Genomic DNA, 14,351 nt, shown 5'->3' on the forward strand with positions numbered 1-14,351 from the left:
TCTGAGGAATGATAAAAAGATCGGGATAAAAATCCCGACCTCCTCACATTTGGTCTTCTGCTTCTTTTAATTTTCCATAAAGGAGATAGTCGACCTGCTGCAAATCCTCAATCCTTGCGCAATTAAGGGCACACATAATCAAGCGTAGGTCTTCCTTCCAGCTTTCAACAATGGAAATAACGACATCAACAGAGTAATTTTCTACCAGCTCTAACATAGTGCGTGATAGACCAACTGCCTTGGCTCCAAAGACCATGCATTTGATGATGTCTAGTGGATTGCGCACTCCTCCACTTACCAAAAGCTCCATCTTATCTTTCCAGTCTTGGGCATTCAGAAGTGCTTGCATAGTTGATTGACCCCAATCATTGAGGTAGTCCCGTTGATCGCTACGACGATTTTCGATATAGGCAAAGCTAGTCCCCCCACGACCAGACAAATCAACGGTTCGTATTCCCATATCGTATGCTTTAGCAATGGTCTTCACATCCATACCAAAGCCGACTTCTTTTAAAATAAGTGGCACAGAGATTTGCTCAGCATAGTCTGCCAGATTATTTTGCCACAATCTAAATTGACGTTCACCTTCTGGCATAAGTAATTCCTGCATGACATTAACATGAACTTGCAAGAGTAGAGGATTCATCTCCTTGACCGTTTGCAGACCTAGTTCAACAGGCTTATCCAAGCCAATATTGGTTCCAAGAAGTAGGTCAGGACGATTTGACTTCACGGCAAAAGAATCATCTGATGGATCCTTGAGTGCCGCACTGTAAGAACCCGTCACAAATAAAATTCCACAGGTCTCGGCCACCTGGGCCAATTTTTGATTGATTTCTCTCCCCTTGTCACTTCCACCTGTCATGGCATTGATATAAAAAGGAAAGTCCCATTTCCGCCCTGCAAATTCTGTCGAAAGATCAATCTCATCTATGTCGTATAAGGGTAGCGAGGAGTGGATCAACTCCACTTCATCAAAACTATTATAAGTACTGTTTTGTTCAAGGGCATAGCGGATGTGTTCATCCTTCCGATTTGTCGTCATGTCCCATCCTTTCTTGATACAAGAGCTCAATTCCTAAATCAGCCCAGCGTTTTTTCAGTAATGTGGTCGAATCTTGGTCAAAGCTAAGTGCAATCCCACAGTCTCCACCACCAGCACCACTACTTTTAGCGACGGCTTTTAAGTCTCTACTGGCATCTTTTAATTGTCTGAGCGAAGGTGTGTAAATATCTGAACTCAAGCCTTCTAAGAGTTGGCTAGCTTGTTCTAGCAAGTCAATAACGGTTTCTTCTTGACCTACCTGCAAAGCATTCACCAAGTTAGCTACAATTTCTTTTGAAGCCTGCAAAAAGTTAGCGTTCATATTATTCTTGATTTGCTTGACCATGTGACTAGATACAGCTACTTCCTTGGTCCAACCAACCAGAAAATCAAATTTCAACGCTGGTTCAACACTCCTAATAGAAAAGCCCCAATCACGGTCTAATACAGCCTGCAAGTCTTCTTTTTCTAGCCATTGTGCAACTGTTTCTCTATTAAACGACTGATAGAGTACTAAATCTTCTGAAACGATACAGGCAATGTCCCCCATGGAACCATTATCTCCACGTTTGAGAAGAACTGCACTAGCCAGTTTAAACAAGAGTTCTCTTTCAGCCGGTCTGTCATAGAAAGCAAGCATGGCCTTGATGACCAGGACAATGACGCTACCACTAGAACCCAGTCCAAACTTCTTGCCCTCATGCTCCATTTTCCCACGAATGTCTAAAGAAAAAGGCTGCAGTACAACTCCTTGGGCAGTTAGATACTCCTCCACCAAGGCAACTGTTTCTTGAATCAAAGCATAGGAAGAATCTGGTCGCATGTCTACACTATAGGTAAACATATCTGAGTAGAGTCTATAAACATCAGATGCATTAATTTCAGCAGTCATATAGATGGGAATGGCCTTCAGTAAGGCTAACTGCCCCGGCTCTAAAATAGCATATTCACCAGCCCAATAGAGCTTTCCACAAGTCCTAACAAGCGTCATCTTGGCTCAAATCCTTTGTCTTTGATACAATCAAGCGATAGCGCTGACCTAAGAGTTCTGATAGGTGTTCTAAGTCCTCTTCTAGACAAAGAACCTTGACATTAGGCCCCGCATCCATAGTAAAGTAGCAAGCTTCTCCTTGTTCTCTAAGCTGACGGACGAAATCCATAGCCTCATAACTAGCATCTGTCAGATAAGAGAAAGATGGAGTTGCAGTTTTTGTCGTAGCATGCATAGCCAAGGCGTTCTTCTCTGTCAATTCACCAACTTTCTTAAAGTCATTCTCCTTGAGATGGACTAACATATCCTTGTAATCTTGTTCAGATTGACGAATCCACTCATCAAAAGTCGTAGAAGTTTCGACACAGAGCTTCATGCCATCTCGACTGGAAATTGGTTTTTTCTGGTCTTCCAAGACCAACATAATCATAGCTAGTTTCAAGTCCGTTTCAACTGGATAAATTTCTCCACTATCCTTGTCCCAGGCTGCCAAAGGGCCATAAAAACTACGAGATGAAGAACCCGATGCAAACTTAGCTTCCAAGGCCAATTCTCTGCGATTCAGCCCAAGTTGGAAATAGGCGTTGCAGGCTTTGACCAAGGCAGATAAGCCACTGGAACTTGAAGAAAGACCTGCTGCTGTTGGCATATTGTTCTTAGTATCGATACGAACAAAACCTGCTCCTTCAGGACGGTAGCGGTCAATGATTTTACTCATCTTGGCATGCTCAAATTCGTTTTGCAACTGGTCATTGATATAAAAGGCATCCGAGCTTGCATCTGCTGGTAAAGGAGAAAGTGTCGTCTCCGTATACATATTTTCTAAGGTTAGAGAGATACTGCTAGTCGCAGGAACCATCTCTTTTTCTGCTTTCTTACCCCAATATTTGATAATAGCAATATTGGCATAGGAACGTACTGTTACAGGCTTTCGATCCATGTCTGAACAGCTCCTTTCTCTTCTAATCTTTCTGCTAGTTCTTGCGCTTGGCTTACATTAGCAACCAGGGCGATAATACAGCCTCCTAGACCACCACCACTCATCTTGGCTCCTAGGGCTCCATGTTCAAGAGCAGTTTCAACCAAGGCATCCGCCTCCGGGCTACCAACTCCAATTTCCTTTAGATTTCCATGGGCTTTGGTTAGAATTTCTCCCAGCTTCACGGCATCTTTTGTTTTTATTGCTTCTTCTGCTTGCTGGGTCAACTCTCCTAGTGCATGCAAGAAAGGTAAGGCATCCTTGCCCTTGCTCTGTACGACTTGGATAGCTTCACGAGTATGTCCATAAACTCCAGTATCTGCAATGACCAGATAAGCTGACAAATCCATGGTTAATTCTTCAAAACCAACATTCTTGATAAAACGAATAGGCTGGTCACTTAGGCAAGTTTTAGCATCTAAACCACTAGGATTCATATGGGCAATCATCTCCGCCCGATTGACCAAAATTTCTAACACATCATGTGGAAGTTCTGCTTGGTAATAATCAAATACCGCTCGAATGGCCGCAATACTGATAGCTGCTGAAGAACCCATCCCCCGTTTTTCAGGAATAGCCGAGTCAATTTGACAACGGATGCAAGCATCCTGGATATTTAAATACTCGAGAGAAGCATAAACTGCCATGGACAAGGTATCCTCTTCAAAAAGACGCCATGGTGTATCTGCTGGAACCACCCGACAAGTCACCTCTACCTCTAAAAGAGGTAAAGAGATGGCTGGGTAGCCATAAACCACTGCATGCTCTCCTATTAAAATAATTTTACTATGTGCCTGACCGACACCAACTTCTTTTGTCATTTAATCCTACTATCAGATGAAAATCATCTGTTTCTAGATAAAATTTTAGAACTTTATTCCTTTCTATTTTATTATATTTTCACAAAAAAAGCGATTGTTTCCTTTCACAATCGCTTGTTTTCATTACTGTACCCACTCGCCATTATAGTTGACCTGGTAGCCACCTACTGTGGTATTTACAGCTAGGGCACCTGAACTATAAGCATAGTACCATTTACCATTAGCTTGGAACCAACCTGTCACCATAGCTCCTGACGAACGGAGGTAATACCAAGTATTATCGACATAAATCCAGCCTGTTTTCATGTCACCATTTTGAGCATCTAGGTAATACCAAGTTGAACCATCTAGATACCAGCCTGTCGCCATAGCACCTGATGAACGGAGATAGTACCACTTGTTACCAAGATACTGCCAACCAGTTTGCATAATGCCAGTTGTTGGATCTAAATAGTACCAAGTGGAAGCATCTTGAATCCAACCAGAACTTTTCTCACCACCAAGATTCTTATTCCCAGAATTTCCTGTTTTTGCTAGGTAATACCAGTTAGATTGATCATAAAGCCAACCTGTCTTTAAAGAATGATCTTGATCAAAGTAGTAGTATGCTAATTTAAGAACTTCTGGACCTTCCCAGCCTTCACCATGTTTTTTCCCAACGGTTAAGGAATCTTTTAACTCTAATTGTTGCCAGCCAACAAATTCTTGTAGTACGCCATCTTGGTTAAAGTAATACCATTTTGACATTGGCATATATTCTAATCTGATACCATTTGGGTAAGGACCAATTGTACTACCTTTATCTGGCATGGGAATATACTGCCATCCAATAACCATTTCACCATTATAGTCAAAATAATAGTACTTGCCATCAATCACTCGCCAGTGGGTTTCTTTGAGGTCCCCCTTCTTGTAGTAAGTTCTACCATTTTCTTGAACAAATTTCCAGCCTTCAGAATTCGAATCATCCGCAAATACTGTACTTGTTGCTAACAGACTTACGAAAAATACTGCAAGCCCAACTTGTATCATTTTTTTCAAAAATTTCATTCTTGTTTCCTCCAAAATGATTGTAGCAAAAATCAAATCATATGTCAACATTTCAACGACTCAAAAAAAGCAGTTACAAAACTGCAACTGCTTTTCTATTCTTGCATGGTGTAACCAACACCACGCACGGTTTTAATATAGCTCTTTTGACCTTTTACGTCAAGTTTGCTACGTAGATAACGGATATAAACGTCCACTATATTGGTTTCGGTCGCACTTTCATACTTCCAAACACTTTCCAGCAATTGTTCACGAGTCAAAACCTTCTTGCTTCCCATAAGGGTAGCTAAGAGGTCATATTCACGACGAGTGAGAGCAATCATTTCATCGCCACGATAGACGGTATGATGTTCTACGTCCATACGCAGATTGCGATAAGCTGTCGGAACTTTCATCTGACTACAGTGTTGGTCGATGAAATCTCTACCTCGGAAGATAGCTGAAATACGACTGACCAAATCATCGATAATGATTGGTTTATAGATGTATGAAACAGCGAAACGCTGGATTGTTTCAAGTTGGTCTTGCAATTCTTCTCGATGGTCCAAGACCATGATCACCGCAGCTGGCTTGGTTCGACTCAACTTATCTGCAAAATCCTGGGCTGTCATATCCCCTAGATGAGCATTCAGTAAAATCAAGTCATAGTCTGTCTGAAGAGCCATGGAGAGGGCTTTTTGTCCCTCTTCTACCTGATCAACTCGGTATTGCTCTTTTTGGAGTTCCAGACTTAAAAAATGAGCTAGATTTCTTTCTTTCTCAAGTAATAAAATCCGTTTCCCCATGGCTGACCTACTTATTTTTCGTCATACCAAGAGTAGTGGAAAGTTCCTTCTTTGTCTTTACGTTGGTAAGTGTGGGCACCAAAGTAGTCACGTTGTGCTTGGATTAAATTAGCTGGAAGATCAGCTGAACGGTAGCTATCAAAGTAAGTAATAGCTGCTGAGAATGTTGGTACTGGTACTCCAGCTTGAACAGCAAGAGCTACAATATCACGAACAGATTGTTGGTACTTAGCAGTTACGTCCAAGAAGTATTCATCCAAAAGAAGGTTAGCAAGGTCTGCATCACGGTTGTAAGCATCTGTGATCTTTTGCAAGAAACGTGAACGGATGATACATCCATCACGCCAAATAGATGCGATGTCCGCAAATGGCAAGTTCCAGTTATTTTCTTTAGAAGCTACACGCAATTGAGCAAAGCCTTGTGCGTATGAGATGATTTTTGAGAAGTAAAGGGCTTGGCGGATTTTTTCAATCAACTCAGCCTTATCTCCTTCAAATTTGAAAGCAGCTGGTTTTGGAAGCACCTTGCTAGCATGTACACGCTCTTCTTTGTAAGTAGAGATGTAACGCGCAAATACTGACTCAGTAATGAGTGACAATGGCACACCAAGGTCAAGCGCTGATTGGCTAGTCCATTTACCAGTTCCTTTGTTACCTGCAGCATCAAGAATGTAGTCTACGATTGGTCCATCTTGACCTTCATCGTCTTTGCGTCCAAGGATATCAGCTGTAATTTCAATCAAGTAGCTGTCCAATTCACCCTTGTTCCACTCAGTAAAGATTTCAGCCATATCTTCTGCAGAAAGACCAAGTAAGTGTTGCATAAGATCGTAGCTTTCTGCGATCAATTGCATATCACCGTACTCGATACCATTGTGGACCATTTTCACATAGTGACCAGCTCCATCAGGACCGATGTATGTCACACATGGTTTTCCATCTTCTGGTGCTTTAGCTGAGATTTCTTCAAGAACATCAGCCACCAAGTCGTAAGCTTCTTTTTGTCCACCAGGCATGATAGAAGGACCTTCAAGGGCACCTTTTTCACCACCAGATACACCAGTACCGATAAAGTTGATACCTGAGTTCGCCAATTCTTCATTACGACGGATGGTATCTTTATAGAAAGTGTTTCCTCCGTCGATCAAAATATCACCTTTATCCAAGTGTGGAAGAAGGGCTTGAATCGTCGCATCTGTACCAGGTCCTGCTTGAACCATAAGCATGATACGACGTGGTTTTTCAATTGAATTTACGAAGCTTTCGATATCATAGCTTGGCACGAAGTTTTTATCAGGATGGCAAGCAATCACATCTTCAGTTTTTTCTTTACTACGGTTATAAATAGCAACTGTATAACCACGGGATTCAATATTAAGGGCAAGGTTACGACCCATTACGGCCATACCAACAACACCAAAGTTAGCTTTTGTCATGTGACACTCCTCTTGTTTAATATGTTTTATTTTATCATGTTTATCTGTGAAAAGAAAGAATTTTGTAACAATTTGACTAGTAGTCTAAATCATCCGCATGTCCAGAACCATTCCCTACAAAGTAACCTGTCTTACAATTAAGGGTAAAGAGATAGGTACCATCTGGTTTATAAAGATTATAGTAGCCATTACCATTTACAATATTCACAGGTTCCAAAATATATTGGTTGCCTGTAATGTAGCCACGCGCACGCGAAGTCTCAAGAATTCGTTCAAGGACACCATCTGCAAAAGTCCAAGCAGGATTACTACTATCACTAACAGCAGCTTGATTGTACGGTACTCGACTGACACTTCTTTGTAGGTTCACACCATTGCTTGCTAATCCACTATTAAGGATATTATTTGCTGAGGCTGTTTCACCCGCTGAAGTTGATGCATTAGCAGAGCTGCTAGCATTGCTTTCAGTTGCTGAGTTTGATTCTGTTTGGCTTGATGAACTTGATTGACTACTGCTAGAGCTTGTAGAACTTGAAAGTTGACTCTTACCGAGACTAATAGCCTTATCTAGCAGTTTATCAATTTCAGTATTCCCAGTCTTAACTTCGGTAAATTTAGCATCTGCCTTTACTGTAGCATTTGTATCTAGAACACCATCTGTAATAGCTGGTGTTTCAAACTGAGCATTAACATCTTGTACTGCCTTGATTTGTGTTTCAAGGCTATCATATTTTGATTTTGCAAGAGTATGTTCTTTAGCACCCTCAAGTTTATCTAATAGCTCTTTGAGCTGACTCAATTGACTAAACTGACTATTTTTTAGGGCAGTTTTATTCTCATCAGTATAAAAAGTGTCATAGAGACTGTTAAATTGATCGAGAATTGCTTGATTGCTTACCAAACCTGCATCAGATGACTGAGACTGAATTTCTTGAGAAGAACGAGTAATTTGACGATAAACGTAGTAGCTACCCCCCATAATCAAGACAATAATCGCTAAAATAGCTGACAAGATGACCCACAGTTTTTTGCGTCGTGGTTCATCCTCTTCTTGAAGAGAGCGAGCTAGAATTGGGGTTTCTTCTTGTAAAGTTTCCTCATTTTCTACCTGTTCTGGTTCAAATACTTCCTCTAGAAGATTTTTATCCATAACTAAAGTTTCTTCTAGTGGCGAAAGGAGAACTTCTTCAGTTGCTACTCCCTCTTCTTCAGCAAACTTTTCTGATTCAGAGACTTCTTCTACTGGTTCTGTCTCTTCATCAATCGTTTCTTTAGCTTCTTGGATCAAATCATCGAGACTTTGAAGTTCCTCTTTCTTCGCCTGAATGTTCGTAAATTTATCAGCTTCGATTTCTTCACGGTGTTGTTTGATGTATTTGTCTAAAATCGTATCATCAGGAGTTACTCCCGCTTCAATTTCTTCATTTTTTCGAATAACTTGTCCAACTGTCAGATCCTTAGCTTCCTCAAAATCAAACTGAGGTTCTTGGGAGGTTTTCTCCGGTTCTAACATTTCTTCTTTTTTATCCTTCTGATCCATGGCAGCTCCTTTCTAATCTGTCAAATTTCTTTTGACACGTTGACCAAAATATTGATATAGATCAACTTTCAAAGTACCGTTGTAGAGTTTTCGTTTTTTGTCCGCTTGACTACCATATTTGCTTTCAAAAGCTTCATCACTTGTCAGGATAAACTTACTCCAAGTTTTGAGAGGTTCAAAAACCTCACCCATTTCAGCATAAAGTTTAGTTACTCCTGCATCATCTGACAAACGTTCCCCATAAGGTGGGTTAGAGATAATGACTCCATTAATCTTATCCGTACGCAAATCCTGTACGCGCATCTGCTTAAAGAGAATATCATCAGATACTCCTGCAGCCTGGGCATTTGCTTTAGCAATTTCCACCATACGTCCATCGATATCACAGCCCATGATGTCCAGTTCAATCTCTCGATCTATTTGCTTACTGGCTTCCGTTCTGACTTCTTGAATCAAGCGGTCACTAACCCAGTTCCATTCTTCAAAGGAAAAGGAACGGCGCAAACCTGGTGCCATCTTACGTGCAATCATAGCCGCCTCAATACAGAAGGTTCCCGAACCACAGGTTGGATCAATCAAAGGCTTATCAGGGTACCAGTTTGACAGTTGCAAAATCGCAGCTGCCATATTTTCTTTGATCGGAGCTCCACCTTTTTCAGTACGGTAACCACGTTTAAAGAGACTTGATCCGGTCGTATCAATCATAACAGTCGCTACATCTTTCAAAATGGAAACTTCAATCTTGAACTCAGGGCCATTCTCCATCAGGGGAACACCTTCTGGTCGTGCATAGTGTTTTTGTAGTTTCTTAACAACTGCCTTCTTAGAAATTGCCTGCACACTTGGCTCATTGTGTAATTTTGACTTGACACACTTAGCCTTGGCAATTGGGAAACGGGCTCCCAGTGGGAGATAGTTCTCCCAATCTTGAGCAAAAACACCTTGGAAGAGCTCTTCAAATGTTTTTGCAGGAAAAGTTCCCACAACAATTTTGATTCTATCCGCAGCTCTTAGCCACAGGTTCGTTTGGATAATCGCTTTAACATCACCTTGAAAACGAACTCGCCCATTTTCAACTTGACAATCATAACCCAAATCTCTCACTTCACGTCCAACTACAGCTTCCAAACCCGCAGCAGCAGTCGCAATTAAATTAAATGTTGTTTTCATTTCAGTCTTTTATAGACCTTTCTTTATTCACTTTAAAAAATGAGGTTGAGAATATATCTCAGCCCCAACCTATATGCAATTTTCTATAAGCCATGTTTTGTTCCAGAAGTGACTAGGACCACTTCCTTCGATAATCATCTGTCTACCACTAGCAGCTCTAGCTGCTAGCAGTCAGAGTACTACGTTCGTTTCCGCGCACTCCATGCCCCGACCAAAATTTGGGTTGCTAGCTTGAGGGGTTTACCGCGTTCCACTCTCTCTGTTTCCAGAGAGACTCCGTCACTGTGGCACTTTCAAGTCTACTCTGACATATCCTAAGACTTAGCCATTTCAACTGCCGTAACGATTTCTCGTCCCTAGGCTTATGGTTTCGCCTAGCACAAACACTACAGGCATCACAGCCTGTGCTAGCATGGACTTTCCTCATGAAAAGAAACTCTCTTCACGCGATTATCCAAAAATTGCACAACAGAAGTATTCTTAGAAATCAGAATTATCCATGATTTGTTTGCCAAATACTTCTTTTTCAAGACGATTCAAACGTTTCAAAATATCAAAGTTTGTCATAGAAGTTGTACTTCCAAGCTCTGCTGGTTCAGAAGCTACTGGAGTCACTTGAGGTTTTTTCGCCAATTCCTCTTTCAACTCTGCAATTTCTAAACGGAGTGACTTTACTAATGCTGCATAAGTTTCATAATCCTTGATGACATCATCCAAGAATTCATCAACCTCTGCTTTACTATATCCACGTACTTCTCTTCCAAAATCCTGCTCAAAAATATCTTTTGCTGTAAAAATAATACTTGCCATGTCTCTCTCCATTCTCAGTTGCTAGTATTATTATATAAAAAAAGGCAAACAAAAAGCAAGGTCAAAGGCTCAATTTTCGGAAAAATTTTCAGCTACTTCGTTTAATTCCTCAAATGTTAATCTTTTTGTAATATAGTTGTCTTTCTTTTTCATCAGTTCGTAAAAATACTTCAGTTTTGTTTCATTTTCTTCATCATAAAAAAGATAAGCTCCATCTGTATTTTCAAGTAAGAAAAGTTGATAGTCTCGTAATTGACCCTTGTGTTCATAGTTCGGATAGGCGTATTTTACAAAATCAACTTGTTTAAATTCACTAAGTTTAACCTGATTTCCCTCATTCCAGTTTTCCCCATGAGTCTCAAAATCAAAGATAGTTGCAAGTTGGAAACCAAAGTCATCTTTCATATCTCTGGCCACCTCTAAAACCCAGTGTTCAAATCCCAGAGTTCCCGTAAATACCAACCATTTCAATCCTTCGTCTGCCATTTTTTCCAAATCTCTACGAATGGCTTTTTTAATAATTTTTAAACGAATATCTTTTTCATTAAACAATCCTAAATCAAAGCTAGAATAGCCTAAAATCAAGGCTGTATGCATTTTTTCACCCTTTCTGTGCACCTTTATGGTATAATAGAGTGATGTTATTGTACCAATAAGGAGAATTATGGTCAACTATCCTCATAAACTTTCATCAAAAAAAAAACAACAAGTCACCTCACAAACTAAAAATTTCGCAAATCGTGGGATGACCTTTGAAAAGATGATCAATGCTACAAACGAGTATTATCTGACACACGGTTTGGCTGTTATCCATAAAAAACCAACTCCTGTTCAGATTGTCCGCGTAGACTATCCTCAGCGTAGTCGTGCAAAGATTGTTGAAGCTTATTTTAGACAAGCATCAACTACCGATTATTCTGGAGTTTATGAAGGGTTTTACATCGATTTCGAAGCCAAGGAAACCAAGCAAAAACATGCGATTCCGATGAAGAACTTCCATCCTCATCAGATTCGGCATATGGAACAAGTCCTTGATCAAAAAGGGATTTGCTTTGTCCTTCTTCATTTTTCTTCTTATCAAGAAACGTATTTATTGCCGGCACTTGACCTCATCCGTTTTTATCATCAGGATATGGGTAAAAAGTCAATGCCGCTTGACTATATCAAAGAATTCGGTTATGTGATTGAGCAGTCTGCCTTTCCACAAATTCCTTACCTTGATACAGTCAAACAACATTTACTAGGTGGTAAAACAATATGAACAAACAAACTATCTTACGCATCGCTAAATACCTTGGCATTGGTGTAATTAGCTTATTTATCGCAGCTTTCCTATTTGGTGGTGGTGTATTTCTTTACTATGCAAACAAGGCTCCTGAACTTTCCGAGAGTAAACTTGTTGCAACGACATCAAGTAAAATTTATGATAGCAAAAATGAACTCATCGCAGATTTAGGTGCTGAACGTCGTGTCAATGCTCAAAGTAGTGACATTCCTACTAATCTTGTCAATGCGATTGTCTCTATCGAGGATCACCGTTTCTTTAACCATAGAGGAATTGATAGCATTCGTATAGCAGGAGCTTTCCTTCGTAACCTTCGAAGCAATAGTGGTCTTCAAGGTGGATCGACTTTGACTCAGCAGTTGATAAAATTGACCTACTTCTCAACATCAACAGCCGATCAAACCCTATCCCGTAAAGTTCAAGAGGCTTGGTTAGCTATCCAACTAGAGCGAACTGCAACTAAACAAGAAATATTGACCTATTACGTCAATAAGGTCTACATGTCAAATGGTAACTATGGTATGCAAACTGCTGCAGAGAACTACTATGGTAAGGATCTCGAAGATTTGTCCATTCCACAGTTAGCACTCTTAGCAGGTATGCCACAGGCTCCAAACCAATACGATCCTTATTCTCACCCTGAAGCAGCTCTTGAAAGACGAAACCTCGTTTTGTCAGAAATGCAAAAACAAGGTTACCTTACAGCCGAGCAATATGAAACAGCCATCAATACTCCAATCACAGATGGTCTTCAAAGTCTAAAATCTGTTAATAGCTATCCACAGTACATGGATAACTATCTTAAAGAGGTTATTGACCAAGTTCAGCAAGAGACAGGCTATAATCTATTAACAACAGGTATGGAAGTCTATACCAACGTTGACCAAGAGGTACAAAAACACCTTTGGGACGTCTATAACACTGACCAATACGTAAACTATCCTGATGATGATATCCAAGCGGCTTCTACTATCGTTGATGTATCAAACGGTAAAGTTATTGCCCAACTCGGATCTCGCCACCAAGCTAGCAACGTATCCTTTGGTACCAACCAGGCAGTGGAAACAAACCGTGACTGGGGTTCAACTATGAAACCAATCACGGACTACGCTCCCGCACTAGAGTATGATATCTATGACTCAACTGCTTATATGCTTAAAGATGTTCCCTACAACTATCCTGGTACTAACACTCCTCTTTACAACTGGGATAGAGGCTATTTGGGCAATATCACCCTACAAACAGCTATCCAACAATCACGGAACGTACCAGCAGTTGAAACTCTTGACAAAGTTGGATTAGATAAAGCAAAATCTTTCTTAAGCGGTCTTGGAATTGACTACCCAACTATGGTCTATGCTAATGCTATCTCAAGTAATACAACTGAATCAAATAGAAAATATGGTGCAAGTAGCGAAAAAATGGCTGCTGCCTTTGCTGCCTTTGCCAACGGTGGTATGTACCACAAACCAATGTATATCAATAAAATTGTCTTCAGTGACGGTAGTTCAAAAGAGTTCTCTGATCAAGGTACTCGCGCTATGAAAGAAACAACTGCCTATATGATGACAGAAATGATGAAAACAGTATTATACTCTGGTATAGGTCGAGATGCTTATATTTCATGGCTTCCTCAAGCAGGTAAGACAGGTACATCAAACTATACAGATGATGAAATTGAAAATTACATTAAGAGATACGATTATGTCACACCTGATGAAAATTTTGTAGGATATACCCGTAAATATTCAATGGCCGTTTGGACCGGTTATTCAAACCGTCTCACTCCAATCGTAGGAGATGGATTTAGAGTAGCTGCAAACATCTACCGCTCAATGATGGCATATCTCTCAGAGGATGATAACCCAGGTGATTGGACAATGCCTGAAGGTTTGTATCGCAATGGTGAATACGTCTTTAAAAACGGTGCTCGTAATAGCTGGGTTCCACAATCAACTCAAGCAAGTTCGACAACAGAGAGCTCTAGCTCAAGTTCAACTTCAACAACTGAAAGTGAAAGCTCTTCAAACGAAAATACGAATGGTACTACTAATCCAAATGCAACGCAACCAAACTCATCTGCAAATTCTCAACAACAAAACCAACCCCAACAAAATCCACGAAGACAGCAATAAAATATAGAAAAAACTGAGAATAACACCTCAGTTTTTTCTATATAGTTTCTATCAAACTTTTTAAAAATATGTAGAGAAACAACTGAACAGGTTAAATACCTCAATCGCAACCTTATCCCAAACACATGATAAATAGTCGGGAAAACTGTTTAATATTATAGATAAAAGATACCTTATGTTTACGTAGATTATCTATGAACAGGGGCATGACTTAGAAATTCTAATCTACTACTTCAATGCCGGGATTAAACCAATAATCAACATGCTAAACTAAAGTCTCAGGAAGGGTATCAAAAGGCCAGAC

At 40.3% G+C, this 14,351-nt stretch carries 13 protein-coding genes and 1 other RNA gene; 2 read left to right on the forward strand and 12 right to left on the reverse strand.

All coding sequences use genetic code 11. The features are described 5' to 3' along the window. Positions 1-43: 43 nt before the first annotated feature. The 12 genes from fni to HMPREF2619_RS06170 form a co-directional block, all read right to left on the reverse strand. Positions 44-1,045 (reverse strand): type 2 isopentenyl-diphosphate Delta-isomerase, encoded by a 1,002-nt coding sequence (gene fni, locus HMPREF2619_RS06115; protein WP_070460062.1) that lies wholly within the window; start codon positions 1,043-1,045, stop codon positions 44-46. Continuing rightward, positions 1,023-2,036 carry a phosphomevalonate kinase gene (locus HMPREF2619_RS06120; protein WP_070460064.1) on the reverse strand — a complete coding sequence of 338 codons (1,014 nt, stop codon included), beginning with the start codon at positions 2,034-2,036 and terminating at the stop codon, positions 1,023-1,025. Before HMPREF2619_RS06120 ends, fni begins: the two co-directional genes overlap by 23 nt. After that, the gene (mvaD, locus tag HMPREF2619_RS06125) at positions 2,023-2,976 is read right to left on the reverse strand and encodes a diphosphomevalonate decarboxylase (protein WP_070460067.1); all 954 of its coding nucleotides are present in this window, start codon (positions 2,974-2,976) and stop codon (positions 2,023-2,025) included. Before mvaD ends, HMPREF2619_RS06120 begins: the two co-directional genes overlap by 14 nt. Then, positions 2,958-3,836, reverse strand: coding sequence for a mevalonate kinase (gene mvk, locus HMPREF2619_RS06130; protein WP_070460070.1), 879 nt, complete (start codon positions 3,834-3,836; stop codon positions 2,958-2,960). Before mvk ends, mvaD begins: the two co-directional genes overlap by 19 nt. Positions 3,837-3,959: 123 nt before the next feature. After that, on the reverse strand, positions 3,960-4,886 hold the full coding sequence (locus tag HMPREF2619_RS06135; RefSeq protein ID WP_049549533.1) for a PspC-like choline-binding domain-containing protein: 927 nt from the start codon (positions 4,884-4,886) through the stop codon (positions 3,960-3,962). 95 nt (positions 4,887-4,981) lie between these two features. Further along, on the reverse strand, positions 4,982-5,671 hold the full coding sequence (locus HMPREF2619_RS06140) for a response regulator transcription factor (RefSeq protein WP_070460073.1): 690 nt from the start codon (positions 5,669-5,671) through the stop codon (positions 4,982-4,984). Positions 5,672-5,682: 11 nt separating this feature from the next. Beyond that, entirely contained in the window at positions 5,683-7,107 is a 1,425-nt protein-coding gene (gene gndA / locus HMPREF2619_RS06145) for an NADP-dependent phosphogluconate dehydrogenase (RefSeq protein WP_003017375.1), read from the reverse strand. Positions 7,108-7,183: 76 nt separating this feature from the next. Continuing rightward, positions 7,184-8,647 carry a cell division site-positioning protein MapZ gene (locus tag HMPREF2619_RS06150; RefSeq protein ID WP_083279606.1) on the reverse strand — a complete coding sequence of 488 codons (1,464 nt, stop codon included), beginning with the start codon at positions 8,645-8,647 and terminating at the stop codon, positions 7,184-7,186. Positions 8,648-8,659: 12 nt separating this feature from the next. Continuing rightward, on the reverse strand, positions 8,660-9,817 hold the full coding sequence (locus HMPREF2619_RS06155) for a THUMP domain-containing class I SAM-dependent RNA methyltransferase (RefSeq protein WP_070460076.1): 1,158 nt from the start codon (positions 9,815-9,817) through the stop codon (positions 8,660-8,662). 81 nt (positions 9,818-9,898) lie between these two features. Then, positions 9,899-10,279, reverse strand: an RNA gene (rnpB, locus tag HMPREF2619_RS06160) — RNase P RNA component class B. Between the two features lie 18 nt (positions 10,280-10,297). Next, on the reverse strand, positions 10,298-10,627 hold the full coding sequence (gpsB, locus tag HMPREF2619_RS06165) for a cell division regulator GpsB (RefSeq protein WP_000146538.1): 330 nt from the start codon (positions 10,625-10,627) through the stop codon (positions 10,298-10,300). Between the two features lie 69 nt (positions 10,628-10,696). Next, positions 10,697-11,224, reverse strand: a complete 528-nt coding sequence (locus HMPREF2619_RS06170; RefSeq protein ID WP_045763609.1) for an SLOG family protein — start codon at positions 11,222-11,224, stop codon at positions 10,697-10,699. A gap of 67 nt (positions 11,225-11,291) precedes the next feature. Between HMPREF2619_RS06170 and recU the strand changes: the two genes are divergently transcribed. Continuing rightward, positions 11,292-11,888 carry a Holliday junction resolvase RecU gene (gene recU / locus HMPREF2619_RS06175; protein ID WP_049503036.1) on the forward strand — a complete coding sequence of 199 codons (597 nt, stop codon included), beginning with the start codon at positions 11,292-11,294 and terminating at the stop codon, positions 11,886-11,888. Next, on the forward strand, positions 11,885-14,047 hold the full coding sequence (gene pbp1a / locus HMPREF2619_RS06180) for a penicillin-binding protein PBP1A (RefSeq protein WP_070460079.1): 2,163 nt from the start codon (positions 11,885-11,887) through the stop codon (positions 14,045-14,047). Before recU ends, pbp1a begins: the two co-directional genes overlap by 4 nt. The last annotated feature ends 304 nt before the right edge of the window (positions 14,048-14,351 follow it).

Origin of the sequence: Streptococcus sp. HMSC074B11, from assembly GCF_001808705.1 — a bacterium.
Lineage (GTDB): Bacteria > Bacillota > Bacilli > Lactobacillales > Streptococcaceae > Streptococcus.

Bases quoted from the DNA above. Each gene is read 5' to 3' on its own strand.
- pbp1a (WP_070460079.1), top strand. From the start codon at position 11,885: ATGAACAAACAAACTATCTTACGCATCGCTAAATACCTTGGCATTGGT.
- recU (WP_049503036.1), top strand. From the start codon at position 11,292: ATGGTCAACTATCCTCATAAACTTTCATCAAAAAAAAAACAACAAGTC.
- HMPREF2619_RS06170 (WP_045763609.1), bottom strand. From the start codon at position 11,224: ATGCATACAGCCTTGATTTTAGGCTATTCTAGCTTTGATTTAGGATTG.
- fni (WP_070460062.1), bottom strand. From the start codon at position 1,045: ATGACGACAAATCGGAAGGATGAACACATCCGCTATGCCCTTGAACAA.
- HMPREF2619_RS06155 (WP_070460076.1), bottom strand. From the start codon at position 9,817: ATGAAAACAACATTTAATTTAATTGCGACTGCTGCTGCGGGTTTGGAA.
- gndA (WP_003017375.1), bottom strand. From the start codon at position 7,107: ATGACAAAAGCTAACTTTGGTGTTGTTGGTATGGCCGTAATGGGTCGT.
- HMPREF2619_RS06150 (WP_083279606.1), bottom strand. From the start codon at position 8,647: ATGGATCAGAAGGATAAAAAAGAAGAAATGTTAGAACCGGAGAAAACC.
- gpsB (WP_000146538.1), bottom strand. From the start codon at position 10,627: ATGGCAAGTATTATTTTTACAGCAAAAGATATTTTTGAGCAGGATTTT.
- HMPREF2619_RS06140 (WP_070460073.1), bottom strand. From the start codon at position 5,671: ATGGGGAAACGGATTTTATTACTTGAGAAAGAAAGAAATCTAGCTCAT.
- mvk (WP_070460070.1), bottom strand. From the start codon at position 3,836: ATGACAAAAGAAGTTGGTGTCGGTCAGGCACATAGTAAAATTATTTTA.
- HMPREF2619_RS06120 (WP_070460064.1), bottom strand. From the start codon at position 2,036: ATGACGCTTGTTAGGACTTGTGGAAAGCTCTATTGGGCTGGTGAATAT.
- mvaD (WP_070460067.1), bottom strand. From the start codon at position 2,976: ATGGATCGAAAGCCTGTAACAGTACGTTCCTATGCCAATATTGCTATT.
- HMPREF2619_RS06135 (WP_049549533.1), bottom strand. From the start codon at position 4,886: ATGAAATTTTTGAAAAAAATGATACAAGTTGGGCTTGCAGTATTTTTC.